The 25,402-nt window shown below is 71.5% G+C and carries 26 protein-coding genes; 16 read left to right on the forward strand and 10 right to left on the reverse strand.

The genetic code is table 11. The features are described 5' to 3' along the window. Nucleotides 1-31: 31 nt before the first annotated feature. On the forward strand, nucleotides 32-325 hold the full coding sequence (locus tag TCUR_RS01250; protein WP_012850642.1) for a hypothetical protein: 294 nt from the start codon (nucleotides 32-34) through the stop codon (nucleotides 323-325). A gap of 7 nt (nucleotides 326-332) precedes the next feature. Here the strand turns inward: TCUR_RS01250 and TCUR_RS01255 are convergent, their stop codons facing one another. Then, nucleotides 333-806, reverse strand: coding sequence for a nitroreductase family deazaflavin-dependent oxidoreductase (locus TCUR_RS01255; protein WP_012850643.1), 474 nt, complete (start codon nucleotides 804-806; stop codon nucleotides 333-335). Nucleotides 807-1,005: 199 nt separating this feature from the next. Further along, a complete protein-coding gene (locus tag TCUR_RS28470) occupies nucleotides 1,006-1,128 on the reverse strand; it encodes a hypothetical protein (RefSeq protein WP_342610167.1) in 123 nt (40 codons plus the stop codon). Nucleotides 1,129-1,166: 38 nt separating this feature from the next. Between TCUR_RS28470 and TCUR_RS01260 the strand changes: the two genes are divergently transcribed. Continuing rightward, entirely contained in the window at nucleotides 1,167-2,258 is a 1,092-nt protein-coding gene (locus TCUR_RS01260) for a DNA helicase UvrD (RefSeq protein ID WP_083789729.1), read from the forward strand. A 59-nt stretch (nucleotides 2,259-2,317) separates the two neighbouring features. Here the strand turns inward: TCUR_RS01260 and TCUR_RS01265 are convergent, their stop codons facing one another. Further along, the gene (locus TCUR_RS01265; protein WP_217265435.1) at nucleotides 2,318-3,775 is read right to left on the reverse strand and encodes a carboxylesterase/lipase family protein; all 1,458 of its coding nucleotides are present in this window, start codon (nucleotides 3,773-3,775) and stop codon (nucleotides 2,318-2,320) included. A gap of 1,314 nt (nucleotides 3,776-5,089) precedes the next feature. Between TCUR_RS01265 and TCUR_RS26815 the strand changes: the two genes are divergently transcribed. From TCUR_RS26815 to TCUR_RS01280, 4 genes are all read left to right on the forward strand, one after another. Continuing rightward, a complete protein-coding gene (locus TCUR_RS26815; protein ID WP_012850645.1) occupies nucleotides 5,090-5,266 on the forward strand; it encodes a hypothetical protein in 177 nt (58 codons plus the stop codon). Between the two features lie 80 nt (nucleotides 5,267-5,346). Continuing rightward, nucleotides 5,347-5,934, forward strand: a complete 588-nt coding sequence (locus tag TCUR_RS25295; protein ID WP_012850646.1) for a gamma-glutamylcyclotransferase family protein — start codon at nucleotides 5,347-5,349, stop codon at nucleotides 5,932-5,934. Between the two features lie 91 nt (nucleotides 5,935-6,025). Continuing rightward, nucleotides 6,026-8,137, forward strand: a complete 2,112-nt coding sequence (locus tag TCUR_RS01275; RefSeq protein ID WP_041440520.1) for an RNA degradosome polyphosphate kinase — start codon at nucleotides 6,026-6,028, stop codon at nucleotides 8,135-8,137. A 2-nt stretch (nucleotides 8,138-8,139) separates the two neighbouring features. Continuing rightward, the gene (locus TCUR_RS01280) at nucleotides 8,140-9,051 is read left to right on the forward strand and encodes an NUDIX hydrolase (protein WP_012850648.1); all 912 of its coding nucleotides are present in this window, start codon (nucleotides 8,140-8,142) and stop codon (nucleotides 9,049-9,051) included. Nucleotides 9,052-9,056: 5 nt separating this feature from the next. Here TCUR_RS01280 and TCUR_RS01285 read toward each other — a convergent pair whose 3' ends face one another. Further along, complete coding sequence (locus tag TCUR_RS01285; protein ID WP_148232885.1) at nucleotides 9,057-10,868, reverse strand: CYTH and CHAD domain-containing protein; 1,812 nt, start codon at nucleotides 10,866-10,868, stop codon at nucleotides 9,057-9,059. Here TCUR_RS01285 and TCUR_RS01290 point away from each other — a divergent pair. Then, nucleotides 10,752-11,822, forward strand: a complete 1,071-nt coding sequence (locus TCUR_RS01290) for a sigma-70 family RNA polymerase sigma factor (RefSeq protein ID WP_012850650.1) — start codon at nucleotides 10,752-10,754, stop codon at nucleotides 11,820-11,822. The two genes, TCUR_RS01285 and TCUR_RS01290, sit on opposite strands and share 117 nt — an antisense overlap. 59 nt (nucleotides 11,823-11,881) lie before the next feature. Beyond that, nucleotides 11,882-12,382 (forward strand): GyrI-like domain-containing protein, encoded by a 501-nt coding sequence (locus TCUR_RS01295; RefSeq protein ID WP_012850651.1) that lies wholly within the window; start codon nucleotides 11,882-11,884, stop codon nucleotides 12,380-12,382. A 241-nt stretch (nucleotides 12,383-12,623) separates the two neighbouring features. On the opposite strand, the gene TCUR_RS24510 is transcribed toward TCUR_RS01295, so the two are convergent. Both TCUR_RS24510 and TCUR_RS01305 read right to left on the reverse strand, forming a co-directional pair. Then, nucleotides 12,624-13,859, reverse strand: a complete 1,236-nt coding sequence (locus tag TCUR_RS24510) for a helix-turn-helix domain-containing protein (RefSeq protein WP_012850652.1) — start codon at nucleotides 13,857-13,859, stop codon at nucleotides 12,624-12,626. Nucleotides 13,860-14,008: 149 nt separating this feature from the next. Next, complete coding sequence (locus tag TCUR_RS01305) at nucleotides 14,009-14,509, reverse strand: GNAT family N-acetyltransferase (RefSeq protein WP_041439168.1); 501 nt, start codon at nucleotides 14,507-14,509, stop codon at nucleotides 14,009-14,011. 101 nt (nucleotides 14,510-14,610) lie between these two features. On the opposite strand from TCUR_RS01305, the gene TCUR_RS01310 reads away from it, so the two are divergent. The 3 genes from TCUR_RS01310 (at nucleotide 14,611) to TCUR_RS01320 (ending at nucleotide 15,925) form a co-directional block, all read left to right on the forward strand. Continuing rightward, nucleotides 14,611-14,919, forward strand: coding sequence for a hypothetical protein (locus TCUR_RS01310; RefSeq protein WP_041439170.1), 309 nt, complete (start codon nucleotides 14,611-14,613; stop codon nucleotides 14,917-14,919). Next, nucleotides 14,913-15,194, forward strand: coding sequence for a WhiB family transcriptional regulator (locus tag TCUR_RS01315; protein WP_012850654.1), 282 nt, complete (start codon nucleotides 14,913-14,915; stop codon nucleotides 15,192-15,194). Before TCUR_RS01310 ends, TCUR_RS01315 begins: the two co-directional genes overlap by 7 nt. A 119-nt stretch (nucleotides 15,195-15,313) precedes the next feature. Then, nucleotides 15,314-15,925 (forward strand): rhomboid family intramembrane serine protease, encoded by a 612-nt coding sequence (locus TCUR_RS01320; protein ID WP_041439173.1) that lies wholly within the window; start codon nucleotides 15,314-15,316, stop codon nucleotides 15,923-15,925. Nucleotides 15,926-15,941: 16 nt separating this feature from the next. Here the strand turns inward: TCUR_RS01320 and TCUR_RS01325 are convergent, their stop codons facing one another. The 3 genes from TCUR_RS01325 to TCUR_RS01335 form a co-directional block, all read right to left on the reverse strand. Then, on the reverse strand, nucleotides 15,942-16,697 hold the full coding sequence (locus TCUR_RS01325; protein WP_012850656.1) for an SDR family oxidoreductase: 756 nt from the start codon (nucleotides 16,695-16,697) through the stop codon (nucleotides 15,942-15,944). 66 nt (nucleotides 16,698-16,763) lie between these two features. Beyond that, nucleotides 16,764-18,236 (reverse strand): hypothetical protein, encoded by a 1,473-nt coding sequence (locus TCUR_RS01330; protein WP_012850657.1) that lies wholly within the window; start codon nucleotides 18,234-18,236, stop codon nucleotides 16,764-16,766. Nucleotides 18,237-18,399: 163 nt separating this feature from the next. Further along, entirely contained in the window at nucleotides 18,400-19,188 is a 789-nt protein-coding gene (locus tag TCUR_RS01335) for a sporulation protein (protein ID WP_012850658.1), read from the reverse strand. Between the two features lie 548 nt (nucleotides 19,189-19,736). On the opposite strand from TCUR_RS01335, the gene TCUR_RS01340 reads away from it, so the two are divergent. The 4 genes from TCUR_RS01340 (at nucleotide 19,737) to TCUR_RS01355 (ending at nucleotide 23,486) form a co-directional block, all read left to right on the forward strand. Beyond that, complete coding sequence (locus tag TCUR_RS01340; protein ID WP_012850659.1) at nucleotides 19,737-21,569, forward strand: acyl-CoA dehydrogenase; 1,833 nt, start codon at nucleotides 19,737-19,739, stop codon at nucleotides 21,567-21,569. A 240-nt stretch (nucleotides 21,570-21,809) separates the two neighbouring features. After that, entirely contained in the window at nucleotides 21,810-22,277 is a 468-nt protein-coding gene (locus TCUR_RS01345) for a hypothetical protein (RefSeq protein WP_148232886.1), read from the forward strand. Next, nucleotides 22,261-22,986: a hypothetical protein gene (locus TCUR_RS01350; protein ID WP_012850661.1), complete on the forward strand. Its 726-nt coding sequence runs from the start codon at nucleotides 22,261-22,263 to the stop codon at nucleotides 22,984-22,986. Before TCUR_RS01345 ends, TCUR_RS01350 begins: the two co-directional genes overlap by 17 nt. A 53-nt stretch (nucleotides 22,987-23,039) precedes the next feature. Continuing rightward, a complete protein-coding gene (locus TCUR_RS01355; RefSeq protein WP_012850662.1) occupies nucleotides 23,040-23,486 on the forward strand; it encodes a roadblock/LC7 domain-containing protein in 447 nt (148 codons plus the stop codon). Nucleotides 23,487-23,697: 211 nt separating this feature from the next. Here TCUR_RS01355 and TCUR_RS01360 read toward each other — a convergent pair whose 3' ends face one another. Next, entirely contained in the window at nucleotides 23,698-24,714 is a 1,017-nt protein-coding gene (locus TCUR_RS01360) for a DUF4388 domain-containing protein (RefSeq protein ID WP_342610169.1), read from the reverse strand. 252 nt (nucleotides 24,715-24,966) lie between these two features. On the opposite strand from TCUR_RS01360, the gene TCUR_RS01365 reads away from it, so the two are divergent. Continuing rightward, nucleotides 24,967-25,380 (forward strand): roadblock/LC7 domain-containing protein, encoded by a 414-nt coding sequence (locus tag TCUR_RS01365; RefSeq protein WP_012850664.1) that lies wholly within the window; start codon nucleotides 24,967-24,969, stop codon nucleotides 25,378-25,380. Nucleotides 25,381-25,402 lie beyond the last annotated feature (22 nt).

Genomic DNA, 25,402 nt, shown 5'->3' on the forward strand with positions numbered 1-25,402 from the left:
AGACCGCGCCCTGCGAAAGGGCGGAGGAGACATGCGTGCTGCCGGTCCCGAGGTATGGATCGCGACGGCGGACGGCCGGGATGTGGTCCGGGCGGACGCGATCGTCGTCGTGCGCCTGGACGGCGGGAGGGTGACGGCTCAGCTGCGGGACGAGGCCAGGCAGGCGGTGACGCTGATCGACGGGACGACCGGGGTGCGCCCGCCGCCCGACTTCCACCGCCGGCTCGTCCGGCTGGTCGCCGAACTGGCCGACGCCAGCGGCGCCCAGCTGGTGCGGACGGTGTGCGACGAGGGCGGATGGCGGTGGGTGGCCGAGCCGCTGTGAGGCGGGATCACTGCGGGACGAGCCGGATCACCGGGTACCGCCGCTCGGACTTGCTCTGGTACTTGGCGATGCGGGGCTGGGCAGCGGCGATGCGCTCCCATGCCCGCTCGCGCTCGGCGCCCTCCAGGACGTGCGGCCGCACCGGGACGGCGTCGCGGCCGGGCAGCTCGACCGACGCCCGCTCGGGGTGCGCCATCAGGTTGACGAACCAGTCGGGGTTCAGGCTCCCGCCGCCGGAGGCGACGATCAGCCGGGCGTCCTCGCCGTCGGGGAAGTAGGCCACCGGAGTCTGGCGCGGCAGTCCGCTGCGGCGGCCCACCGTGTGCAGGATCAGCACGTCCATGCCCATGAAGTGGCCGCGGCCGCGCCGGATCTTGCGGATCATGCGGGCGTTCATCCGCTGCTGCATCCACCGTGAGAACGCCCCCGGAGTGCCCTTCTTGCGCTTTTCCCGGCCGCCGGCCTGCTGAGTCTGTGCCATGGTCGCCTCCGGTCGGTCTTGTTCGTCGTGGTCTGGTGCGGGTTCCGCGCCGACGGGGCCGGTGCGGGGAACCCCCACGACGATCACGGTAGGTGCGGCCCGGGGACCGGCGCTTCTTGATTCCTGACCGATTCGGACGCCCCGCCGGCGCTCCCGTATCCGGGCGGGCGGCGAGGGGAGGAGCCTGACAGTTGCGTTTTCACGCCGATCTGCACGTCCACTCCAAGTACTCCAGGGCGTGCAGCAAGAACAGCGACCTGGAGCCGCTGGCCTGGTGGGCGCGGCGCAAGGGCTGCACGGTGGTGGGCACCGGGGACTTCACCCATCCGGCCTGGCTCGCCCCGGCTGCAAGAGTGCCTGGTGCCGGCGGAGCCCGGGCTGTTTCGGCTGCGCCCGGAGCCGGACCGGGCGGCTGCGGCCGGGCTGCCGCCGAATCTGGCCGAGGCCCCGGTGCGGTTCATGCTGTCGGCGGAGGTCTGCACCGTCTACCGGCGGGCGGGACGCACCCGCAAGATCCACCACCTGTTGTACGTGCCCGGCCTGGCGGAGGCGCGGGAGCTGGGCCGCAGGCTCGGCCGGTTCGGCGACCTGAGCTCCGACGGCCGTCCCGTGCTCGCCCTGGACTCCCGCGACCTGCTGGAGAACGTGCTGGCGTGCGGCGGTCACCTGGTGCCGGCCCACGTCTGGACGCCGTGGTTCGGGGTGTTCGGCGCCAAGTCCGGGTTCGACGCGCTCGAGGACTGCTACCTGGACCTGACCGGTCACATCGCCGCGCTGGAGACCGGGCTGTCCAGCGACCCGGAGATGAACCGGCGGGTGTCCGCGCTCGACCGCTACCGCATGGTCAGCTACTCCGACGCGCACTCCCCGCCCATGCTCTGCCGCGAGACCACGGTGTTCGACACCGAGCTGGACTACTTCGCGATCGAACGGGCGCTGCGGACCGGCGCGGGATATGCCGGGACGGTCGAGTTCTTCCCCGAGGAGGGCAAGTACCACCTGGACGGGCACCGGGCCTGCGGGGTGCGGATGACGCCGCGCGAGCGGCGCGAGCACGGCGGGATCTGCCCGGTGTGCGGCAAGCGCCTGACGGTGGGGGTGCTCAGCCGCGTCGAGGAGCTGGCCGACCGGCCCGAGGGCGTTCCACCGGAGGGGGAGGCGGGGTTCCGGCGGCTCGTCCCGCTGCCGGAGATCGTCGGCGAGATCCTGGGGGTGGGACCCAAGAGCAAACGGGTGCAGCGGGAGATCGACGGGCTGGTCGCCGCCCTGGGACCGGAACTGGCGATCTTGGAGGAGGTGCCGCTGGAGGACATCGCGGCCCGCTCGCCGCTGCTGGCCGAGGCCATCGGGCGGCTGCGGCGCGAGGAGGTGGTCCGGGAGGCCGGCTACGACGGCGAGTACGGCGTGATCCGGGTGATGGAACCCGGCGGGCCGGAGCCGGCGCTCTTTTGAAAGAACGCCCAGGCCGGGAAGAGACCCCGGCCTGGGCGTGCGGTGCGTTCAGCGGCGGATCAGCCGGTGATCTGCGCCCACAGGTCGCACTTGTGGTCCTTGGCGAAGGTGAGGGTCGGCTTGATGGCGCCCGGCGCCAGGTCCTGCACCAGCGGGAACTTCTTCCAGACCGGGGAACCCTTGCCGTTCGGGACGCCGGTGTGGGCGAAGCGGGTCCAGTAGGTGAGCATCCGGTCCGCCAGCGCCTGCTGGGCGGGCGTGCCGGTCACGCCCCCGAAGATGTAGCGGATCTCCGAGCCGTGCGGGGCGCCGAGCGGGAAGCTCACCGGCAGGTTCAGGTAGTCCATGGCGTGCGGGTCGCTGAACTCGTAGGCATAGGCCCGGGTGTGCCGCGCCAGCAGGGCGGTGGAGGCGTACGAGGGGCACGCGAACTGGGCGTCGGTGTAGATCGCGGCGAGCGCCTCGGCCGGGGTGCCGTAGTCCGACAGCCGGTAGCGGGCCAGGATCTGGTCGGCGGTGGACGGGAAGGCCCGGCGCACCGCCTGCGGGTACTCCTCGGCGGTGAGCACCCGCCCGGCCAGGTCGTAGGCGGTCGCCACGTTCAGCCGGGCCTCATCGCGGGTGGTGCCCTGGATCACCGGGACGCGCGGCAGGCGCCCGGCGCGGAACGCCTCCATGACCTGCTCGCGGACCACGTGCCCGTCCACCGACGGACCCCAGGTGATGCGGTCGAAGGCCGGGGTGCCGGCGGCGGCCAGCAGCTGCTCGGCGGGCTTGGCGCGCAGGCAGGCCACATCAAAGCAGCCCACGGCGGCGGCGAAGTTCTCGCCCGCGGCCTCGGCGGTCTGCTTGGGCGCGGCGGGGAAGGCGCAGCCGGACTGGGCGATGGCGCGGTGGAACAGGCCCTTGGCCAGGGGCGAGATCAGGTTCTGGCAGACGCTGCCGCCGCCGGCGGACTCCCCGAAGATCGTGACGTTGCGGGGGTTGCCGCCGAAGGCGGCGATGTTGCGCTGCACCCAGCGCAGCGCGGCCTGCTGGTCCAGCAGCCCGTAGTTGCCCGAGGAGCCGGTGGGCGACTCGGCCGACAGGCCCGCGTGCGCCAGGAACCCGAAGGCGCCCAGCCGGTAGTTCAAGGTCACCACGATCACGTCGCCGCGCTGGGCGAGCACACCGCCGTCATAGAACGCGCCCGAGCCGATGGTGAAGCCGCCGCCGTGGATCCAGACCATGACCGGCCGCGGCCGCAGCGAGCGCTTGGCGGGGACATGGACGTTGAGGTAGAGGCAGTCCTCGCTGGGCGTGCCGGGCCCGGCCAGGTCGCCCCAGGGCGTCTGCACCTTGCTCTGCATGCAGGGGTTGCCGGGCTTGGTGGCGTCCCGGACGCCCCGCCAGCCCTCGGGCGGCGCGGGGGGCTTCCAGCGCAGCGGGCCGACCGGCGGCTTGGCGTAGGGGATGCCGAGGTAGGAGGTCCCGTTCTCACCGGAGACACCCCGGATCAGCCCTTCGTGAATGCGCACCACGGGCGCCGTGGCCGGTGCGTTCCCGGCGGCCTGGACCGGCGTGGCGCCGAGGGCGGCCGACAGTGCGAGGCCGGTCAGGGACGCGGCCAGCGCCGCGAACGTCCTGCGGCGCCCGGGCCGTCGCGAAGATGCGTGTCTCCTCCCTGCGGCGGGTCCGGGAGGGACGGGGGATGGGTGCACCATGCGGGCTTCCTTTCCGTGAGGGAGCACGGCGGTCGGGTGGATCTGCCGCGGCAGGGCCGGTGAGCTCGTGCGGAGCCGGAGGGACGCGCCGTGGCTCGGCGGCGCGTCCACAGGCAGGCGACACATGGCGTTTCGATCGGTTTTAAAAACGTCACATATGGGTTCGGAAAAGGCAACGGGGCGATCACAGAACTGGTGTGGGAAACATTCCCCGGCCGGGTTCTTTGTGTGAGGGGCACAGCGGGTGATGTTGTCTGCCGAATGCGTGGGACTTTGTGAATCTCTTTGAATGCGGCCTCCCAAGAAAAGGGGGCCGAGATTGTGTTCGCTCTCCTATGAGCGTTCGAAAAAGCGGAGGCGCATGATTTTTGCGGCGTCCGAATTCGCCGGGGTCCTGGGGGAGGCCGCACCCGGGCGGGGAGAGGAACGACCCGCACCGCCGGGCAGGCCCAGCGGCCCGTCGCGCAGCAGTGCCCGCTGCTGCACCGGCCGGTGACCGGCGCCCTTCAGCGGGCCCTCGGCCGGCACAGCCCGGGCCGGTCGGCGGCCGATGGTGGGCGTCTCCTGAGAAGGGCGGTCGGTGTCCGCAGGCAAGGAAGGTGCGGGTCGCGCGGCCGGCGGTTCCATGGGCGAAGGCGGGGCATGGCGGTCGGGAGCGGCACCGCGCCCTGGAGTGGTATGGGGCTGGAGGTCATGGCTTTCCCGCCGCGGAGCGCCGCACACCCGGAGCACGGGGCCGCGCCGGGTCCGCAGAGACGGCGTGTGGCGAAGGGTTCACCGCGTCCGGCCGCCCGGCCACGCCGCTACCGAGCCCTTGGCCCATGGGCGGGCCGTGCCGCCGGTGACCTCCGCCGCACCCGGGCGGACCGCGCCGGCCTGCTTACCGAAGGGGCGCCCGACCTGCTAGAGCGGGCCTTCGCGCACCGGCCGCAAAGGGCGGGGAGGCGCCGTGTGCCGGTGCTCCCCGTCGCGGCGTTCGGGCCGGGACGGCCACCGAAACCGCATGACAGCGTGTGACTTGGATCACTTTTACGGAGTTTGATCACCTGAAAAGGGCTTTCGGGGACATCGTGTCTGCGCGGCGCATGCCGCAGAAGGAAGTCCAACCGGGGAAAGTTCGAGGTCGGGATGCGGAGACGGCTGGTGCGCTGGATGATCGTGGCCGCCCTGGTGGCCGCGGCGGGAGCGCTGCCGGGTGACGGGCCGCACCGGATCGAGCTTCACGACGTGCCCGAGACGCTGTCCTTCTTCACCGGCGCCGACTCCGACCGCCCCGGCGAGACCGGCTCCGACCGGCGTTCCTGACGCCTCCTCCCCCTTCGCCCCGGCTTCAGCGTGATATCGCTGACCTGGCGCGATGGGTCGAATCGGGGTCAAGATGGGGGATGGCCAGTTCCAACGGTGATGACCGGAGGGCCCGTGCCGCTGGGGCCGGCGCGGGCGATGGCGCCCGCGATGAGCGGGAGGGGCTGTTCGTCTACGGGACGCTGCGTTTCCCCGAAGTGCTGGCGGTGCTGCTGGGCAGAGTGCCCCGCCTGGAGCCGGCCAGGGCCCCCGGCTGGCGGGTACGGGCGCTGCCCGGGGTGGTCTATCCCGGGCTGGTCCCCGACCCGGCCTGCACGGCGGACGGAACGCTCATCCTCGGCCTGTCAGAGGCCGAACAGCGGCTGCTGGACGCCTTCGAAGGCGACCTGTATGAGCGGCGGCGGCTGGCGCTGGAGGACGGCCGGCACGGCTGGGCATACATATGGCGGGGTCGAACCGAGCCGCGGGACTGGGACCTGGCGGGTTTCGCCGAACGCCACCTGGCGGCCTATGTCGACGGCTGCCGCATCTGGCGCGCCCGCCACGAACGGGCCATGGGCCTGGGGCGCGAGGACCATCGCGCCGTGTTGCGGGGAGTCGCACGGGGAGGACCCGATTCGCCGGGCATCGGGGCGGAACATGAGCGCGGCATGGAACCGCGGGCGTGATCGTCGGATCTGAAGCGGTATGGGCGGTGTGTTCACATGCCGTTCATCCAGCCTGGACTTATGTTCACAAAAGTCGGGGAAGAATATGACCATGAGTGTCAATCCAGGGCACATTCCAGTGAAAGGGGACTCCCTCCCTGAGGACCGCTACCTCGACCGGGAGGAAAGCTGGCTGCGGTTCAACCAGCGTGTCCTGGAGCTGGCCGAAGACCCTGCCCTGCCGCTGCTGGAGCGCGTGCGCTTCCTGGCCATCTTCGCCAGCAACCTCGATGAGTTTTTCATGGTCCGCGTGGCCGGGCTGACCCGCCGCATGGCCACCGGGCTGGCCGTGCAGTCGGCCAGCGGGCGGCTGCCGCGCGAGGTGCTGGAGCGCACCTCCGAGGTGGCGCACGAACTGATGCTGCGGCACGCCTCGGTGTTCCGCGACGAGGTCCTGCCGGAGCTGTCCAAAGAGGGCATCGAGATCCTGCGCTGGGACGAGCTGTCGCAGACCGAGCAGGAACGGCTGCACCGATTGTTCCGGGAGCGGATCTACCCGGTGCTCACCCCTTTGGTGGTCGATTCGGCGCACCCCTTCCCCTACATCAGCGGGCAGTCGCTGAACCTGGCCGTGATCGTCCGCGACCCCGACACCGAGGCCACCATGTTCGCCCGGGTCAAGGTGCCGCCGGTGCTGCCCCGCTTCATCAGCGCCTCCCCCGACCGGTTCACCCCGCTGGAGGACGTGATCGCCGCCCACCTCGACCAGCTGTTCGCCGGCATGGAGGTGGTGGAGCACCACGTCTTCCGGGTGACCCGCAACCAGGACCTGGAGATCGACGAGGACATCAGCGAAGGGCTGCTGCAGGCCCTGGAGCGGGAGCTGCTGCGCCGCCGCTTCGGCCCGGTGGTGCGGCTGGAGGTGGAAGAGTCCATCTCCCCGGAAGTGCTGGAGCTGCTCACCGGGGAACTGGGCATCGAGGAGCGCCAGATCTACCGGCTGCCCGGCCCGCTGGACCTGGCCGGCCTGCACGCCATCGCCGACCTGGACCGCCCGGAGCTGAAGTATCCGCCGTTCGTGCCGTCCAAGGACGCGCTGCCGCTGGACACCGACATCTTCGCCGCGATCCGCGAACGCGACGTCCTCGTCCACCACCCGTATGACTCCTTCACCACCACCGTGCAGCGGCTGATCGAGGAGGCCGCCGCCGACCCGCGGGTGCTGGCGATCAAGCAGACCCTCTACCGCACCAGCGGCGACTCCCCGATCGTGGACGCCCTCATCGACGCGGCCGAGGCCGGCAAGCAGGTCGTGGTGGTGGTCGAGCTGAAGGCCCGTTTCGACGAGCGCGCCAACATCGAGTGGGCGCGCAAGCTGGAACAGGCCGGCTGCCATGTGGTCTACGGGTTCGTGGGCCTGAAGACCCACTGCAAGCTGTCGCTGGTGGTGCGCCAGGAGGCCGACGGGACGCTGCGCCGCTACTGCCACATCGGCACCGGCAACTACCACCCCAAGACCGCCCGCCAGTACGAGGACCTGGGCCTGCTGACCGCCGCCCCGGACGTCGGCGAGGACGTCAGCGAGCTGTTCAACCACCTGACCGGCTACTCCAAGCAGACCTCCTACCAGCGGCTGCTGGTGGCGCCGCGCACCTTGCGCTCGGGGCTGATCCAGCGGTTCGAACGGGAGGTGGACCACCACCTGGCCGGCCGTCCCGCCCACATCCGCATCAAGTGCAACGGGCTGGTCGACGAGGCCATCATCGACGCCCTGTACCGTGCGTCGCTGGCGGGCGTGCCGGTGGACATCTGGGTGCGCGGCATCTGCGCGCTGCGCCCGGGAGTGCCCGGCCTGTCGGAGAACATCCGGGTCCGCAGCGTGCTGGGCCGTTTCCTGGAGCATTCGCGGATCTTCGCGTTCGAAAACGGCGGCGACGCGGAGGTCTGGCTGGGCAGCGCCGACCTGATGCACCGTAACCTCGATCGTCGGGTGGAGGCGCTGGTGCGGGTCACCGACCGGGCCCAGCGCGCCGACCTGGTGCGGCTGCTGGACATGGCCATGGACGACGGCACCGCCTCCTGGTGGCTGTCCGGCGACGGCACCTGGACGCGGCACCAGTACGCCGACCCTCCGCAAGGAGGTGAGGGAGGTCGCGGCGAACCGCTGCTGGACATCCAGCGGCATCTGATGAAGACCCGGCGCTGGAGGACGGTGGAAGGCTGAAGGTGAAGTCCGAGGAAGGTCGGATCCGGGCGGCCGGGGCGGTGCTGTGGCGCCGGGCTCCGGACGGCCCTCGGGTGGCGCTGGTGCACCGGCCCAGGTACGACGACTGGTCGTTCCCCAAGGGCAAGGTCGATGCGGGCGAGCACGTGCTGGGCGCCGCGCTGCGCGAGGTGGTGGAGGAGACCGGGATCGCCGTGCGGCTGGGCCGGCGGCTGCCCTCCATCACCTACCTCAAGGACGGCCGGCCCAAGCAGGTGGACTACTGGAGCGCCACGCCCATCGACGCGGAGGCGGTCTTCGTCCCCAACGAGGAGGTCGACCGCCTGGAGTGGCTGCCGGTGGCCGAGGCCGTCGAGCGGTTGAGCTATGAGCGGGACGCGCAGGTGCTGCGCGAGTTCGCCGCCGGGCCGCTGACCACCCGCCCCGTGGTGATCTTGCGGCACGCCCTGGCGGGCAGGAAGAGCGACTGGCGCGATGACGACGCGCTGCGCCCCCTGGACGATCGCGGACGCGCCCAGGCGCGGGCGCTGGCCGCGCTGCTGGGCGTCTTCGGGCGGCTGCGGCCGGTCTCCTCGGCCACCGCCCGCTGCGTGGAGACGCTGCTGCCGTACGCGCTGGCCTCGGGCGGTGAGGTGACCACCGACCGGGCGTTCACGGTGGGCCGCACCGACGCGGGACGCGCCGGGTCACGGCTGGTGGAGCTGGCCTGCGACGGCGCGGACCCGCTGGTGGTGTGCACCCACGGCGAGATCGTCGGGGACCTGATCGCCGAACTGTGCCGCAAGTTCGGCGAGCCGGTTCCCGACGATCCCTCCCTCCGCAAGGGCGGTTTCTGGGTGGCCCACCTGGCGGTGGACGACGACGGGACGAGCGGCGTCGCCGCCTTGGAACGCCACTGGGCCCCCCCGTCCTGAGCCGGTCAGAAGGCCGGCGGGGCGGTCTGCTCCCAGGTGGCCTCCACGCGGGACAGGGATTCCAGGGCCTCGCAGCGTTCGATGCCGTAGAGGACGCCCAGCACGAACGCCTCGGCCGGGGTGGTGGAGCGTTCGGCCGCGGCGGCCCGCAGGTGCTGCATCGCGATGACGCCGTCCTGGTAGCCGCCCAGGACCTCCTGGAGGCGTTTGGCGTGGGCGGCGGTCTGCGCGGCGATCTCGGCCAGCTCCGCCGGTGACCGGGCCGGCTCGGCGGCGGCCCTGCGGGACGCCTTGCGCTTTTTGCCCTTGCCCTTGGCCGGGCGGGCGCCGTCGGCGGCCTGCGGCTTCAGCTCGCGCAGCGCGGCGGCGGCCAGCTCGGCCGCATAGCGGGCGCGTTTGGCGGCCTTGCGGGCGTCATGCCTGGCCTCTTCGGGGTCCTTGGCGGTGGCGATCGCCTCGTACTTGCGGGTCAGCCGCCGCCACTGGCGGGTGACCAGCCGGGGCAGCTCGGCGACCGCCGGCCGGAACGCCCGCTCGCTCAGCGGCGGGTCGGCCACCAGCGCGTCCAGCGCGTCCAGCAGGGCGAAGTAGCGCGGCTGGGTGAGGGTGGTGTTCATCCTGCGGTAGGCCGACTTCTCCCGCTTGCTCAGCGCCTCCAGCCACGACTGGGAGGCGGCCGGGTGCAGCCCGTAGGGCCGCTCCAGCCGGTCGGTGAAGCGCATCCGCAGCACTTCCAGGTCGCGCACCTCGCCGAGGACCTCCGCCAGCCACCGCAGCTCCGGTTCCAGCGGGGCGATGCGCACCGGGTCCAGCAGCGGCGCGTAGCTGCGCAGCGCGCTGCGGATCCGGCGGACGGCCACCCGCATCTTGTGCACCGCGTCGAACTCCGCCAGCCGGGCCTTGGGGTCGTAGGAGATCACCGCGTCCACCTGCTTGGCCAGGTAGCCGATCACCGCGGCGCCGGCCGAACCGGCCGGCAGGTCCGGCAGCGCGCGGCGGTGCCCGCCGAACGGGACCGCCATGACCGGCTCCAGCACCCTCCCCAGCTTGGCCGGGCCGCTCGCCGGGCGGGCCCCGGCCTGCTGCAGCCGCTCCCCGGCCGCCCGCAGCAGCTCGGGAGTGCCGGCCGGGCCCAGCTCGATCTCGATCTCCCGCCAGACGGTGGTGCCCGGCTGCTCGGCGCCTTCGGAGTCGATGAGCCGTCCGGTCACCGTGTCGTCGGCGACCTCCGCCAGCAGCCGCCCGCCTGCGTCCCGCAGCAGGATCACGGTGCGTTCGGTCTCCAGCACCGCCACCGGCCGCAGCTGTGCCCCCCGGACATGGACGGCCACCAGCCGGGCCAGCTTCGCCGGGACGACCTGGGGGCGGCCGAGCGAGGCGCGCAGCTCGTTCTTGCTGTCGGGGGCCACCGGTATCTTCAGGTGCCAGCCGGCGTCCGCCCCGCCGCGCCGCCGGCGCAGGGTGATGCCGCGGGCGGCCAGCCGGTGGTCACAGGTGTCGAAGTAGTTCGCGATGAGCACATGCGTGCGGGGTTCGCTCACGGACGCGACCCCGGGCAGACCGGATAGATCCGGCAGTGTGAAGTCGCGGTCGGCGTCGTATTTGCGTTCTACCTCAAGCTGGCTTTTCGGGTCGGCCACGCATGTTCTCCTCGATATCGACGTTCCCGGCGAGCGGGGTTGACCGGAGATGACGCTCCGATGACCAGCATTACACGTTCCGGTAAACAAAGTGAGACCCAGGTCTACGAAAACGACCAGGTCAGGGTGGGGAAAGACGACGCGGTGAGGCTGGAGCGCTGGTGGGAGGCGCACCATGCGGAGCTGACCGCCCACTGCTACCGGATGCTCGGCTCGGCCTTCGACGCCGACGACGCCGTCCAGGAGACCCTGGAACGCGCCTGGCGCGGCCGCGGCCGTTTCGAGGCCTCCCGGGGCTCTGCGCGCTCGTGGCTGTATGCCATCGCCACCAACGTCTGCCTCGACATGCTGCGCGGCGCCCGCCGCCGCGCCCTGGCCATGGACCTTGGCCCCGCCGCCGAGCCCGGCTCCCCCCTGGGCCGTCCGCTGCCGGAGGAGCACTGGGTGCTGCCGATCCCGGACCGGCGGGTATCGCCGGCGGGCGCCGACCCGGCCGAGGCGGCGGTGGCGCGCGAGACGATCCGGCTGGCGTTCGTGGCCGCCCTGCAGCACCTGCCGCCCCGCCAGCGCGCCGTGCTGATCCTGCGCGATGTGCTGCGCTGGCGGGCCGCGGAGGTGGCCGGGCTGCTCGGCGTCACCGTCGCCGCCGTCAACAGCGCCCTGCAGCGCGCCCGCGCCACCCTGCGCACCGTCCACCCCGACGGCACCGAAGGCGCCGCCCCGCTGGGCGAGGCGGAAGGCGACCTGCTGGACCGCTACTGCACCGCGTTCGAAAACCACGACGTCGATGCGCTGGTGGCGCTGCTGCACGAGGACGCCGCCATGTCGATGCCCCCGTTCACCTGGTGGCTGCAGGGCCGCGAGCACATCCGCCGGGCGCTGTCGGCCCCGGACGCCGGCTGCCGGGGCTCCCGCCTGGTCCCGGTCGCGGCCAACGGCTCACCGGCCTTCGCGCACTACGTCCCCACCGGCCCCGGCGGGACGTTCGAACCCCGGGCGCTGGTGCTGGTGGACGTCCGCGGCGGCCTCATCGCCGGCACGACCTCCTTCCTGGACACCGCCCGCCTGTTCCCGCTGTTCGACCTGCCTCCCACCCCGCCGCGGCGGCCGGTTTCCCCGGACGAGCGATGAGTTTCACGCCCCCCGGTCGTAGGAGAGGTGAACGACCCCGACCACGGGAGGCACCCTCGATGTCCACCGAACCGAAGATCGAAACCCGCCCCGCCCAGCCGTACGCGGCCATCCCCGTCAAGGCCCCGATGCGCGAGTGGGGCCGGGTCAACGCCCTGGTCCCGGAGGTCTACGGCCGGCTGGGCCGGCGGCGGATCGTCCCCGCGGGCCCGCTGTTCTACCGCTACCGCGTGATCGGCGGCATGGACGTCCCGTTCGAACTGGAGGTGGGCGTCCCCGTCCCCGAACCCATCGAGCCGGACGGCCGGATCATCCCCGGCTCCATCCCGCCCGGCCGCTACGCCACCTTGACCCACCACGGCCATCCGGACGGCCTGTTCGACGCCATCACCGCCTTGCAGGAGTGGGGCACCGCCCAGGGCATCACCTGGGACATCCGCCGGGAGGGCGGCACCGAGATCTGGGGCGGCCGCTTCGAGTTCTACCTGACCGACCCGGCCGTCGAGCCCGACATGACCAAGTGGTCCATCGAGCTGGCCTACCGCCTCCAGGACGCCTGATTCGCCGGATCGACAGGGCGTTCTCGTCTCGGGAAGGGCCTTTCGGGAAGCCGGCCGGGCGTCTGGTCCTCGGACGGGGCGCCGGAGAGCCGGGGCGGCTCTTCGCGGGCCGCTCCTGGTCACGGTCTCGGGTGCGGCGTGCGGGCCGGTGACGGGGTCGCCGCCGCGGGCATGGGCGACCGCGGCTTCCCGGCGGGCCCGGCCGGGCGTCCCGCTTTTCTGCGGGACCGCCGGTGCGGCGTCAGCGCAGTGCCTCGCCGAGTTCGGCGAGGCCGGGGTGCCGCGGCCAGCGCCGGATTAGCGCCCGGTGCGTTTTGACCAGCTCGGCGCGGGTCCGGCCGCCGCCGGTGCCGGTCACGATGCCGAGCGCGGTGCGCAGGCCGGTGACCGCCTCGGTGATGTCGCCGCCGCGGGCGTGAGCGGCCGCGGCCCGCACGCGGTACCAGGCCACCCACTCTGAGTTCCGCACGTCCGCGGCGAGCGCCTGGATGCCCGAGGCGATGAGACCGGCGGCGGCGCCGTGCTGTGCCGGGTCCTCGGCGAGGTAGGACAGGATCAGTCCGCGTTGCATGGTCAGGTACGCCGGGCCGTAGAAGTAGAGGCCGTCCGGGTCGTCTGCGCGGGTGCCGCCGGCCAGGATCTCTTCGGCTTCGCCGATGCTCCTCAGCGCCCCCTGCCGATCCCCCAGAACGGCCAGCGCCCGTCCGCTCTGCTGGACGGCCATGGCACGGGTGCCGGTCGCGGTGGCCATCTCGGCGGCGGCCTTCGACAACTCGGCCATGGCACCGATGTCGCCGGTCACCCACGCCAGATGCCCTTGCATGGACAATGCCGTCGCGGCGAGGTCGGTGTTGCGGCTTTGCATGCCGAGTCTCAGTGCCTGGTCGTATAGCGTGCTCGCGTCCTCGTAGGCGCCGACGGCGGTGTGCAGCCATCCGACGAATTGGGAGGCCTCGGCGGCCGTCTGGGCGAGCCGGGCGGCCGGAGCGGCACGGGCCTCTTTCAGCAGCCGCAGGATCAATTTCAGGTGCTCGGCCGCGGGCGCCAGCATGCGGCCGGAACCGGTCGAGTCTTCCAGGCGCCGCTGATGGGCGAGGGTGGCGGCCAGCCCGTCCACCACGGCCTCATCCAGCCGGGCGGGATTGCGCGCGGCGAGGGCCAGCCGCTCACGTTCGTCCGGATCGTCATGCGGTTCCGGCGGGCGCGATGAGGAGGGCTGTGGGCGGGGGCCGAACAACTCGTCTTCCGAGACGCCGAACACTTTGGCGTAAGCGGCCCGGTAGCGGGGATCGCATGGCCGGACTTCGCCGCTCTCCCAGCGTTTGACATAAGTCACAAACGAAGAGAGGTCGGGCTTTTGGTGATCATCGGTGGCGTCTCGCAGGAAACGGGCCGTCTTCCGCTGCCCCCAGCCGCGCTTTTCGCGTTCGGCTCGCAGGCGTGCGGCGATGGCGCGGGGGTCGTCGGCGGTGCTCATGGGGGGCGCACCCTTCGTCCGGCCGGTGTTCTCCGAGCTTGAGGGGCTGCTCCCCATGATGCCTATCGAGACGTGCTGTGTGCGGTCATGTGACGTTCCGTGACACACGGCGGCCCCGGGCGGGGGCGCCGGGGCGGGCGAGGCGGTGGTCAGGAATCGGGATCGATCTGGCCCGGCTTTTCGATCAAGGGGTACTTCATCCCCATGTGGCTGGGGCGGAAGCCCATTTTCTGGTAGAAGCGTATGGCGTTCGGGCGCTGGCGGTCGGTGGTGAGCTGGACGACGCGGCAGCCGCGGGCGCGGGCCTGTTCGATGACCCAGTTGATCAGGGCCTGGCCGACGCCTTTGCCGCGGTATTCGGAGGCCACCCGCACGCCTTCGATCTGAGCGCGCTCACCCCCGGTATAGGTGAGGCTGGGGATGTAGGTGAGCTGGAGGGAAGCGGCGATCTCGCCGTCGATCTCGGCGACGATGATGGCGTTGTTGGGATCTTTTTCGATCGCCTCGAACGCCCTCCAGTAGGGCTCGGGCAGTTCCTCGCCCGGCGTCTCGCGGGTGCTGCCCAATGGGTCGTCGGCCAGCAGCCGGACGATCGTGGGCAGGTCGTCGCGCACCGCCTCGCGGAAGGTCACCTTTTGATCACGAGCCACGTGGCTCAGGGTAGCCGCCCAGTTAGAGACATAAGTTACCCTCGCTTGTAGTACTACGCTTTGTAGTACTACGTTGGGTGCGAACCCACCCCGGATTCTCTATGGAGGCCGCCGACGTGGTCGTCCTCGCAGATCTTCCGCGTGCCGCCGCCAGGCCGCGCTGCGCCGCCGCCCATGTGCCGGCGCCGGGCGAGGGCCGCGCAGGCACGCCGCGGGACCACCACGCGACGGTCATCGGCGCCGAGATCGCTCGACCGAGCAGCCGGACCTCCGTCAGCAGCGAGGAACCGGCGGCCATCACCGGCATGCCGCATCGGCCGGCCGACTCACCGCCGCCGGAACGGGTACGGGCCGTCCACCGTGCGTCGCCGCTGCCTGCGGCCCTGTTCGACCTGGAGAAGACATGCTGAACCCCGACAAGCACTGGACCGATTACGCGATCTGCCGCGGTGCCGACCCCGAGCTCTTCTACCCCATCAACTACACCGTTCCGGTAATGGCCGAGCAGGTCGAGGCCGCCAAGGCCATCTGCGGCAACTGCCCGGTGAAGGCCGAGTGCCTCGACTGGGCGCTGCGCGCCGGCGAGCCCGACGGCATCTGGGGCGGCACCACCCCCGAAGAACGCCGCTACATCCGCCGCGAAATGCGCCGCGGCGAGCGCACCGGCCGCATCGTCGCCGCCTGACCGCAAACCGCCTGAAAACCCGGCGACCTGTGCAAGACGTCGCAGGACGGGCATTTATGGGCACCTTTATAAGGGCCGGAGCGTTGTCTCAACAGCGCGACCCCTATGGAGGCTGCCAGATGAACGACCCCCTCGTCCCGCGGCGGAGCCGTTCGGAAGGGCTGGCGACGCACGCCGCCCGCGCGGTCTCGGCGGCCGTGCTGGTGGGAACGGTCACCGCGGTCATGTGGGTGCTGGAGGCGCTGGACTACGCGCTGGGCGGTGCGCTCGACCGCTATGGCATCCGGTCCTATGACCTCGGTGAACTGCCGGACATCTTCACCGCGCCCTTTCTGCACGGCGGGTTCGGGCATCTGATGGCCAACACGATGCCGTTCCTGGTGCTGGGCTTTCTGGCGGCGGTGCGCGGGATCGGCCGGTTCCTGGCGGCCAGCCTGATCATCATCGTGGTGGGCGGGCTGGGCGTGTGGTTCACCGGCTCGCCCTCGGTGGAGACCCTGGGCAGCAGCATCCTGATCTTCGGCTACTTCGGCTACCTGCTGAGCCGGGGCCTGTTCGAACGCAGCCTGCTGGACCTGGCGATCGCCGTCGTGGTGGTGCTGAGCTACGGCACGATGATCTACGGCATCCTGCCCACCCACCCGATGATCTCCTGGCAGGGCCACCTGTTCGGGCTGATCGGCGGCGTCCTGGCCGCCTGGGTACTGCGCCGCCGCGACGCCTGGAGCTAGGCGGGACGGCCTCCTTTCACGGCCGGACGGACACGTCGGTGATAGTGGCGTCGCGAGGGGTCTCCAGCGCGTTCACGATCACCCGGGCCACCGTCATGGGGTCGATGAAATCCTCCGGCCGGTACGGCCGCCCTTCCTGGGCGCGCACCTTGCGCTGCATCTCGGTGGCGGTGCGGCCCGGGTAGACGCTGGTCACCCGCAGCCGCGGCTCCTCGGCGCGCAGCGCGTCGGCCAGGGCCTTCAGCCCGTGCTTGCCGGCCGCGTACGCCGACCAGCCGGGGTTGGCGCGCAGCCCCGCGCCGGAGTTGACGAAGACCACCTGCCCCTCGGCCGCGCGCAGCGCCGGCAGCAGCAGCCGGGTCAGCTCCGCCGCGGCCACCAGATTGACCATGATCTGCTCGATCCACCGGTCGGCGTCCAGTTCGGCGACCGTGCCCAGCTCCACCACGCCCGCGCTGTGCACCACGCCGTCCAGCCGGTCCGGCAGCCCGGCCGCCGCCAGCGCCGCCTCGATCCGGCGGGGCTCGGTCAGGTCCAGCACCACCGGCAGCACCGTGCCGCGCCGCCCGGCGTCCGCGGCCCGCGGCGCCCCCGCCGCGTCGCGGTAGAGCACCTGGGTGCGGGCCTGCACGCCGCCCAGCCGGGCGGTCACCTGTGCCAGCCGCTCGGGCGAACGGCCGACCAGCACCAGATCGTGCCCCCGGTCGGCCAGCAGTTCCGCGACCGCCGCGCCGATGCCGCCGGTCGCACCGGTGATCAGATAGGTCCCCATCCCGCTATTGAATCCTTCCCGAAGCGTTCACGGTATCGATGCCGCGGTGTGTCCGGTCCCGTCGCGTCAGGCGTTGGGGCGCAGCACCCGGGTGGCGCCGGCGATCAGGGCGGTGACCAGGATCCAGCCGCTGGCGATCAGCACATAGGCCACCCACTCGGTCCAGCCGACCGGGTCGAACAGCTCGCGGCGCCCGAAGGTGCCGATGGGGATCAGCAGGTCGAGGGTGTAGATGAAGGCGTTGTAGTGCGGGCGTTCCTCGGGCGGGCGGATCGACCGCGGCGGCTCCACGGAGAACACCACGGTGCCGGCGATCAGCAGCAACGCCACCCATACCGCCGCCATCCACGGCCGGTAGCCGTGGCCGATGGTCCAGTCCAGCAGGTGGCTCCAGATCCGGGCGGGCAGGGAGAGGGTGCGCCGCCGGGCCCGCATCTTGGCCAGCATCGCCTTGCGGGCCAGGTCCTCATGGCCGATCTGGCGGTACCAGCTCGCCAGCTGCTCATACGGCTGGGGGTGGTACTCCTCGCGGCCCACCCAGCGCAGCCGTTCCTCCGGCGGGCAGCCGCGCAGCGCGTCGTAGGTCAGGCCGCGCAGCCACAGCTCCCGGGGCCAGACCATGGGGCCGCCGTCCCGCAGGGTGCCGATGTGGGAGTACGACAGCGCCACCCGACCGTTCACCGGCTCGGTGGGGCGGAACAGCATCTCCTCCACCTGCATGAGGGTGGCCTGCAGCGCCCGCGGGTCGGCGCCGGCGCGCAGCGTGGCCAGGTCGAAGGAGAGGGTGCCGTGCACTTTGGCGCCGCGCAGCCGCACCATGCCCTCGGCGATGAACCCGGCGCTGAACTCGGCGGCGTCCTCCACCACGATGTTCTGGGCGTCCAGCGCCGGCCCGGAGGGGTTGCACAGCAGGGCGCCCTCCATGAACAGCCCGCCGTTCATCCGGGCGCCCACCAGGCGGACCCCGCCGTTGAACTCGGCGTCCCGGAGGAAGGCCCCGGCATCGACCACCAGGCCGCCGCCGAAGAGCGCCCACCGGTTGGGGTCGGACTGGGTGACGATCACGTCGTTCATCCGCAGCCCGCCGCTGATCTGGGCGCGCTGCAGCCGGACCTCCCCGTCGATCCGCGACCTCGACAGGCTCACATAGCCGTCGGCCTGCAGCCCGCCGGCGTCCAGGCCCGGCATGCGGCACTCGGACATGCGCAGCTGGCGGGTCCGCGCGTTCGACAGGTCGGGGACCTCGTCAAAGTGGCAGCGTTCCAGCCGCAGCTCGCACTCGATGGTGCCGCCGGACAGCCGCAGCCGCCCCCTGATATAGGCGCCGCGCAGCTTGACGGCCGGGACGTGACCGGGCCTGCCCTCCCGGGCGCCCAGCAGCAGCCGGGAGATCACCTCGGCGCGCACCGTGCGCTCGGGAAGGGGTTCGTCGGGACGGTTCTCGCCGAGAACGACCATGGTCCCGGTGGGGTAGGCCTCCCATACCCGGGTTTCGGCAGCGGTCAGTTCCAGCGTTTCCACCGAGGTGGGATCCGGCACGGGCAAGGCCTTTCCACTGTCGCGACCGATTCGGTGATCGATTGACCTTTGACAAGGTCGACCTTTACAAGTCGGACGCCGGGAAGGGAAGCCCCGGTCGGCGCGCGGCCTTGCCCCGCACTCCGCCGCATCCGCAAGACGCGGCGGAGCACGGAGCGCGGATTCAGAAGAACAGGCCGCGGCGCCGGGCTGCCTGGTTGAGGAACTGCTGCAGTTCGTGCTCCCAGTTGGTGGTGTGGACCGAGGCGTAGTCCACGGTGAAGTGGGTGAGGGAGTCGTGCCCCTCGGTGAAGAGCCCGCCGCGCTTGTCCAGCTCCAGGACCACTTCCATGGAGTGCGGGGAGGCCACGAAGGTCACTTCCAGCTCGTTGATGCCCGAGGCGTACTGCGGCGGCGGGTAGAACTCGATCTCCTGGTAGAACGGCAGCTCCTGGCGGATGCCCCGGATGTAGCCGCGCTCGCAGTCGGCGCTGCGGAAACGGAAGCCGAGGTTGGCGAAGGCGGCCAGGATGCGCTCCTGGGCGGGCAGCGGGTGCACCGCGATCGGGTCCAGGTCGGTGGCGTCCACCGCCCGCGCGACCTCCAGCTCGGTGGCGACCCCCACGGTGGTGCCGTGCAGCGGCTGGCCGTACATGTGGGTCAGCGGCGCCTCCCAGGGGATCTGCAGGGTGAACGGCAGGGAGTGCCGCGCCCCCTTCCGCAGCTGGAACGGCCCGGTGAGCTGGACCTTGGCGTACTCCATGTTGGTGTTGTATTCGCTGTCGCCGGACTCGACCTCCACGCGAGTCCGCAGCGCCACCGAGACGTACCTGATGTCGGAGTCGTGCTCGCCGCCCATCAGGTGCACGTCACCGCTGATCGTCCCGCCGGGCGTGGTGTTGGGGTTGTGCAGAACGGTTTCGACGGACGGTCCCCCGACGCCCATCGCCTTCAGCAGCTTCTTGAAGACCAACGTTTCCTCCTGTGATGCGGGCCGCCGTTTGTGGGGCAACCGTCCTTTTAGTCGCGGGCGGCGCCGGTTTCGTTCCCTTGAATCCGGTGCGCCGTAATGGAGACCACATCATGTCGTACCTGGTGAGACAGGGGAAGACGGGACGTTCTGCGGCGCTTGGGCCGAGGGAGGTTCCGTGGGCTCCTTGCGGCTCGTCCCTGCTTGCGCCGGCGCGAAGGTCCGGGGGCCCGATCCGGACGGCTCGGTGCGGCGTTCGTCACGGCGCTTCGCGGGCCGGGGCCGTCCGGCGGGGCGGCATGCCGCAGGCGTGATCGTTTCGTTGTTGTCCTCTGTGCCGCCGTTGGGGTTGTCTTTGCTCACCCTTTGCCGGCGGGGCCGCTGTGCGTCGTCCCAGGGGCTCTCGCCGGATGCTCGCCGGGCCGTGGCGTCCGGGGGCCGGATTGTGCCGGTCAACGGGTTGTCAGGTGGTTACCAGCGGGTAGCATAGGGAGAGTTACTGACCAGTATGTTGGCCGGGCGCCAACCCACCGGACCTGCCGAGGTAATCCATGGGGCACTACAAGAGCAACCTCCGTGACCTGGAGTTCAACCTCTTCGAGGTGTTCAACCGACAGGAACTGCTCGGCAAGGGGCCGTACGCGGACCTGGACGAGGAGACCGCGCGCAGCATCCTGGAGGAGGTCAACCGCCTGGCCACCGGGGTCATCGCCGACTCCTTCGAGGACGCCGACCGCAACCCGCCGGTGTTCGACCCCGAGTCCGGCACGGTCACCATGCCGGAGAGCTTCAAGAAGTCCTACCAGGCCTACATGGACGCCGAGTGGTACCGCGCCGACCTGGTTCCCGAGTTCGGCGGCACCGGCGCTCCGCGCAGCCTGACCTGGGCCATCGCCGAGCAGATCCTGGGCTCCAACCCGGCGGTGTTCATGTTCGCCTCCGGCCCCGGCTTCGCCCAGATCCTCTGGCAGATCGGCACCCCCGAGCAGAAGCGGTTCGCCGAGCTGGCGCTGGAGCGCAAGTGGGGCGCCACCATGGTGCTGACCGAGCCGGACGCCGGCTCCGACGTCGGCGCCGGCCGCACCAAGGCCATCCAGCAGCCCGACGGCACCTGGCACATCGAGGGCGTCAAGCGCTTCATCACCTCGGCCGAGCACGACATGGCCGAGAACATCTTCCACCTGGTGCTGGCGCGCCCCGAGGGCGCCGGCCCCGGCACCAAGGGCCTGTCGATGTTCCTGGTGCCCAAGTACCTGGTGAACCTGGAGACCGGCGAGCTGGGCGAGCGCAACGGCGTCTACGTCACCAACGTCGAAAAGAAGATGGGCCTGAAGGTCTCCACCACCTGTGAGTTGACCTTCGGCGAGAAGCACCCGGCCATCGGTTACCTGGTCGGCGGCGTGCACGAGGGCATCAAGCAGATGTTCCTCATCATCGAGTACGCCCGCATGATGGTCGGCACCAAGGCCATCGCCACCCTGTCCACCGGCTACCTGAACGCGCTGGAGTACGCCAAGCAGCGCGTCCAGGGCGGCGACATGACCCAGATGGCCGACAAGACCGCCCCGCGCGTCACCATCACCCACCACCCGGACGTGCGGCGCAGCCTGATGACCCAGAAGGCCTACGCCGAGGGCATGCGCGCCCTGGTGATGCTGACCGCCACCTACCAGGACGCCATCCAGGTCGCCAAGCACGAGGGCCGCGAGGACAAGCTCGCCGAGAAGCTCAACGACCTGCTGCTGCCGGTGGTCAAGGGCTTCGGCTCTGAGCGGGCCTACGCCCTGCTGGGCTCGGAGTCGCTGCAGACCCTGGGCGGCTCGGGCTTCCTGCAGGACTACCCGATCGAGCAGTACATCCGCGACTCCAAGATCGACACCCTCTACGAGGGCACCACCGCCATCCAGGGCATGGACCTGTTCTTCCGCAAGATCCTGCGGGACAACGGGGAGGCCCTCAGGCACCTGGCCGGTGAGATCAAGGCGTTCGTGGCCAGCGACGCCGGCAACGGCCGCCTCAAGACCGAGCGGGCGCTGCTGGGCAAGGCCCTGGAGGACGTGGAGGGCATCCTCAACCCGATGATCGGCTGGGCGCTGGCGTCCACCGAGAACCCCAAGGAGATCTACAAGGTCGGCCTCAACACCACCCGCCTGCTCATGGCGCTGGGCGATGTGATCGTCGCCTGGCTGCTGTGCCGCCAGGCCGAGGTCGCCCTGAACAAGCTCGCCGGGGAGGTCTCGGAGGAGGACCGCGCCTTCTACACCGGCAAAGTCGTCGCCGCCCAGTTCTTCTGCGCCAACGTGCTGCCCCGCATCGCCGCCGACCGCGCGGCCACCGAGGCCACCACGCTGGACCTGATGGAGATGCCCGAAGAGGCGTTCTGACCTCCCTGAGCTCCCTCCGCCTCCCGCGGCAGGGGTGAGCAGGCGGCCCCCGTCACCCTCCTCCCCGGTGACGGGGGCCGTTCGCTGTCTCGAAGACGGCCTCCGCGATCGGGGGCCCCTCCCCGATCGCGGAAAAAATCCCAGGTAGGACGAGGGTCATGGTGGGCGGCGAAGCGGACATGCCCGTAGGATCTGGCCACGATCTCTTGGCCGCACAGCCCCGCAGGAAAGGACATGTGCGTGCCCGAGTCCTCCTTCGACGCCCTGCTCGCGCGGGCAAAGGAGATCGATGGCCTGGAGTTCGGATGCGTCCTGGACGCCGCCACCGGCATGGTCCTGGGGACGGTGCGGGCCGACAAGGCCCGCGAGAGCGGCGGCGCGGACGGGCGCATCCCGGTGGCGGCGGCGGGCGCGGCCGACGTGGCCGGGGCGGTCTCCCTGATGGCGGGGGCGCTGGCGGCCGACGAGGGCCTGGAGGACGTGATCATCACGCTGACCGGCCACTACCACCTGATCCGGCGCTTTGATCCCACGCCCAGATTGCAGTTCCTGCTGCTGGTCGTGCTGGACCGGGCCAGGGCCAATTTGGCGATGGCCCTGCGTCAGCTCCGCGACCTCCACGTCGATCCGCCGCCCGTCCCGGAACCGGTCGGCGGCCGGCATCGGGAGGCGCCGGGTCCGGGTGAGGGCGATGGCGTACTTTCATAGAGAACCGATCGCCGTCCGGCTGGGCAAGCTCGCCGACTCCGGCCGCAGCGGCGTGCTGCGCGTGTCCGGGGACTGCGGCGGGGTCATCTACCTCAGCGAAGGCGAGGTCCTGTACGCCGAATCCCAGCGCACCCCCGCGCTGGCCGCCTGGCCGGTGATCCCGCCCGACTCGACGGGACGGGGGGCGTCCTGGGCGGAGCCGGGCGCACCGGGCTCCCTGGAGTGGGAGTACTCCGTCCGGGAGGCGACCATGGACGCCGCGCTGGAGCTGATAGCCGGCTCCGGCCGCAACCCGCCCAAGCACCGTTTCCGCGAGTCGGGGACGCTGCGCATCGAGGGGACCAACGGCATTCCCGTCCCGGCGCTGCTGGCCGAGGTGGAACGGCGCCGGCGGGTGCTGGAGCAGCTGTCGGCGCTGCTGACGCCCGACACGGTGGTGGTGCGCAACCCGCGCTTCGACCCGCCCGCCCTGCAGGTGTCGGCGGCCCAGTGGACGCTGCTGCGCCACATGGGCGACCGGGCCACCCCGCGGGAGCTGGCTCTGGAGCTGGGGTGCAGCGTCTTCGGCACGACCATCGAGGTGTTCCGCCTGGTGGTGCTGCGCCTGCTGGCGGTGGCCGGCGTCCCCGCGCCGCCGGTGCCCGCCGGCGGGTCGGCCTGGCCCGACCCCAGGCGCAGCACCGTGTCCTTCCTGCGGGCCGTGCTGTGACGGACGCCCGCGGCACGTCCCATGAGACCGGCATGACCGGGGAGGGGGAAGCGATGACCGGTCCCGGCACCGAGACCGCGCCCTTGGAGGAGCGGCTGCGCGCGGAGCTGCGCCGGCTGCGCGAGCAGGTCGTCGGCGTGCACGGCAGCCTGATCGCCACCAGTGACGGCTTCCTGGTCGCCCACGACACCGACGCCGAAGAGCCGTCCCAGCTGGCCGCGCTGGTCGCCACCACGCTGGGGCTGGCCCGCCAGACCACGCAGGCGACCGGCCGGGGCCGCTTCCGCGAGGCCGTGGTCCGGGGCGAGGACGGCTACCTGGCCGTCTACGCCCTGGGCGAGACCGCGATCCTGGCGGTCATCGGCGGCGAGGACCTCAACGTCGGCATGCTCCACTACCAGACCCGGGACGCGGCCAAGCGGATGACCGTCCTGCTCGCCGGCTCCTCCTGGTCCCGCTACGGCCACAACCTGCCGTATGGCTCCTTCGGCCACCGATAGACGTCACGGTTCAGCGGGCTTTGACAGCACCTGGTCGCGGCGGGCCGGGCGGCGCCCGAAGCCGGGGCCTCGGCGGGCCGTGGCATCGTCCCCGGCGGCTGCCTGCGGGGAGGGGCGGTTTGCCGATTCGGCGCGCGCCACGGCACGTCCGAAAGCGCGGTGGGGTGCGCGTTCGCTCGTCCGGCGATCGTGAACCGCCTCGGGCGGCAGGTCACCTGCCCAGGCGCTTGAGCCCTTCCAGGACGCGCCGGAGCACGTCCGGGTGCGCCGTGAAGACCGGTTGTTCGTCGTCGTGGACGCGGGGCGCCGCGGCGAGGAGCGCGTCCGCTCCGGGCGGTGCCGACGCTCCCCGCACGCGGTGGGGCAGCGGTGGGTCGGCGGCCGGTGCTGCCGAAGACGGCGGTGCCGGGAGGGCCGGTCTCGGCGGGGGCGCCGTCTGGCCGGGAGGCCGTGCGGCGGGCTCGGGGACGTCCGGGTGGGGAACGGGCGGCAGCAGCACGCACAGGCCCGCGTGGGCCAGGGCGTCCACGGACTCGATGGTGTCGTGCAGGGCCAGCCCGCTGTGCCAGGCCAGGTCCCGGACGGTGCGCACGCCGTCGGCCCGCTGCAGCAGCGGCCAGTGCTCCCGGCGCAGCACGGCCCAGGGGCGGAGCAGCTCGCACGCTTTGGGGCGGGCCCGGGGGGAGACGCGGCGGACGGCGGGCAGCGCGGACCGTCGTTCGGCCTCGGCCAGCGCCGCGCCGGGGTTCAGGGCGAGCAGCCGGCCGGCCCAGTGCCGTTCCAGCGGCGCGAAGCGGACGTCGGCGGCCGGGGACCGGTCGGCCAGCAGCGCGATGAGCACATCCAGGACGACCGAGTGCAAAACGGCCCGCAACTCCTCTTCGCCGAGCAGGCCCCGTTCCAGCAGAAGGGCGCCGGTATCGCGCGCCGGGTTTTCCCGCGGCACCGGCCATTGGTCCTCGGAAAGGCGTCCGGAGCCGACCAGCCGGGCGGCGGGATCGGGAATGCCGGGCGATTCTGCGAAGGTGATGCGCCCGTCTTCCAAGAAGACCGTTCCCCGGAAATTTCCAACCACCGTCATCGCTCCGGTGGCGCCGTTGTTCGCCAGCGCATAAAGCTCTTTGGCGATCTTCGTTCCGCCATGGGCCGGTGCCGTCTCCGGTCGGACACGGTGACCGGCCCCGGCCGGAACGAGCGCGCCGCCGTCGCCGCCTGGAACCTCTCCCACGATGTCCCCGCCACCCCGTTCGCCCGTTGTGGTCGAAACAGAGTAGTGCGCCCGTTACCCTCGCGACTAGGGAGGATTGTGTGTCAGGATGTGACGCGCCGGGGCCGGACTCCACGCCCGTCACCGGGTGTGGCCGTGCGTGCGCGGGTTTTCGGGGTGCCCGGCCGCTGCCATGGGCGGCGCACAACAGCAGGTCCTCGGCGCGTGCTTCCCCTGCGTGGGTTTCAGCGTGCCCGAAACAGAAAATCCTTCATGAACCTCACGCATATCGTCAACACCGCGCTCAAGTCGTTCCGGCAGGACGTCCCCGACTACGTCGCTTCCGGGATCGTCGACCTGTCCACCGGAATGCTGCTGGCGATCGACACCGTTGATCATCATCCGCGGGAAATCCTTGACGTGGTCGCGGCGGCCACCGCCGACCTTTTCCAAGGGCGGACCATCGTCCATATCGAGGAGTTGTGGAAGCAGCACCGGGGGACTCCCGACACCGGGCACTACTTCAACGAGATTCTCGTCAACAGTGAAAACCTGGTCCACCTGTTCCTGCGCAGCCGCACCAATCCCGACATCGTCGCGGTGGTGATCTGCACCCGCCAGGTCAACGTGGGCATGCTCTTCGCCCAGGCCCGCCGCGTCTTCAAGGAGCTGGAGAACGCCCGCTGAGCCGCCCCGACCCTCGCACCGG

The organism is Thermomonospora curvata DSM 43183 (genome assembly GCF_000024385.1).
Classification (GTDB): domain Bacteria; phylum Actinomycetota; class Actinomycetes; order Streptosporangiales; family Streptosporangiaceae; genus Thermomonospora; species Thermomonospora curvata.

Bases quoted from the DNA above. Each gene is read 5' to 3' on its own strand.
- TCUR_RS01250 (WP_012850642.1), top strand. From the start codon at position 32: ATGCGTGCTGCCGGTCCCGAGGTATGGATCGCGACGGCGGACGGCCGG.
- TCUR_RS01255 (WP_012850643.1), bottom strand. From the start codon at position 806: ATGGCACAGACTCAGCAGGCCGGCGGCCGGGAAAAGCGCAAGAAGGGC.
- TCUR_RS26815 (WP_012850645.1), top strand. From the start codon at position 5,090: ATGCGGAGACGGCTGGTGCGCTGGATGATCGTGGCCGCCCTGGTGGCC.
- TCUR_RS25295 (WP_012850646.1), top strand. From the start codon at position 5,347: ATGGCCAGTTCCAACGGTGATGACCGGAGGGCCCGTGCCGCTGGGGCC.
- TCUR_RS01275 (WP_041440520.1), top strand. From the start codon at position 6,026: ATGAGTGTCAATCCAGGGCACATTCCAGTGAAAGGGGACTCCCTCCCT.
- TCUR_RS01290 (WP_012850650.1), top strand. From the start codon at position 10,752: ATGACCAGCATTACACGTTCCGGTAAACAAAGTGAGACCCAGGTCTAC.
- TCUR_RS01285 (WP_148232885.1), bottom strand. From the start codon at position 10,868: ATGGTGCGCCTCCCACCAGCGCTCCAGCCTCACCGCGTCGTCTTTCCC.
- TCUR_RS01295 (WP_012850651.1), top strand. From the start codon at position 11,882: ATGTCCACCGAACCGAAGATCGAAACCCGCCCCGCCCAGCCGTACGCG.
- TCUR_RS24510 (WP_012850652.1), bottom strand. From the start codon at position 13,859: ATGAGCACCGCCGACGACCCCCGCGCCATCGCCGCACGCCTGCGAGCC.
- TCUR_RS01310 (WP_041439170.1), top strand. From the start codon at position 14,611: ATGGAGGCCGCCGACGTGGTCGTCCTCGCAGATCTTCCGCGTGCCGCC.
- TCUR_RS01315 (WP_012850654.1), top strand. From the start codon at position 14,913: ATGCTGAACCCCGACAAGCACTGGACCGATTACGCGATCTGCCGCGGT.
- TCUR_RS01320 (WP_041439173.1), top strand. From the start codon at position 15,314: ATGAACGACCCCCTCGTCCCGCGGCGGAGCCGTTCGGAAGGGCTGGCG.
- TCUR_RS01325 (WP_012850656.1), bottom strand. From the start codon at position 16,697: ATGGGGACCTATCTGATCACCGGTGCGACCGGCGGCATCGGCGCGGCG.
- TCUR_RS01340 (WP_012850659.1), top strand. From the start codon at position 19,737: ATGGGGCACTACAAGAGCAACCTCCGTGACCTGGAGTTCAACCTCTTC.
- TCUR_RS01350 (WP_012850661.1), top strand. From the start codon at position 22,261: ATGGCGTACTTTCATAGAGAACCGATCGCCGTCCGGCTGGGCAAGCTC.
- TCUR_RS01355 (WP_012850662.1), top strand. From the start codon at position 23,040: ATGACCGGTCCCGGCACCGAGACCGCGCCCTTGGAGGAGCGGCTGCGC.
- TCUR_RS01365 (WP_012850664.1), top strand. From the start codon at position 24,967: ATGAACCTCACGCATATCGTCAACACCGCGCTCAAGTCGTTCCGGCAG.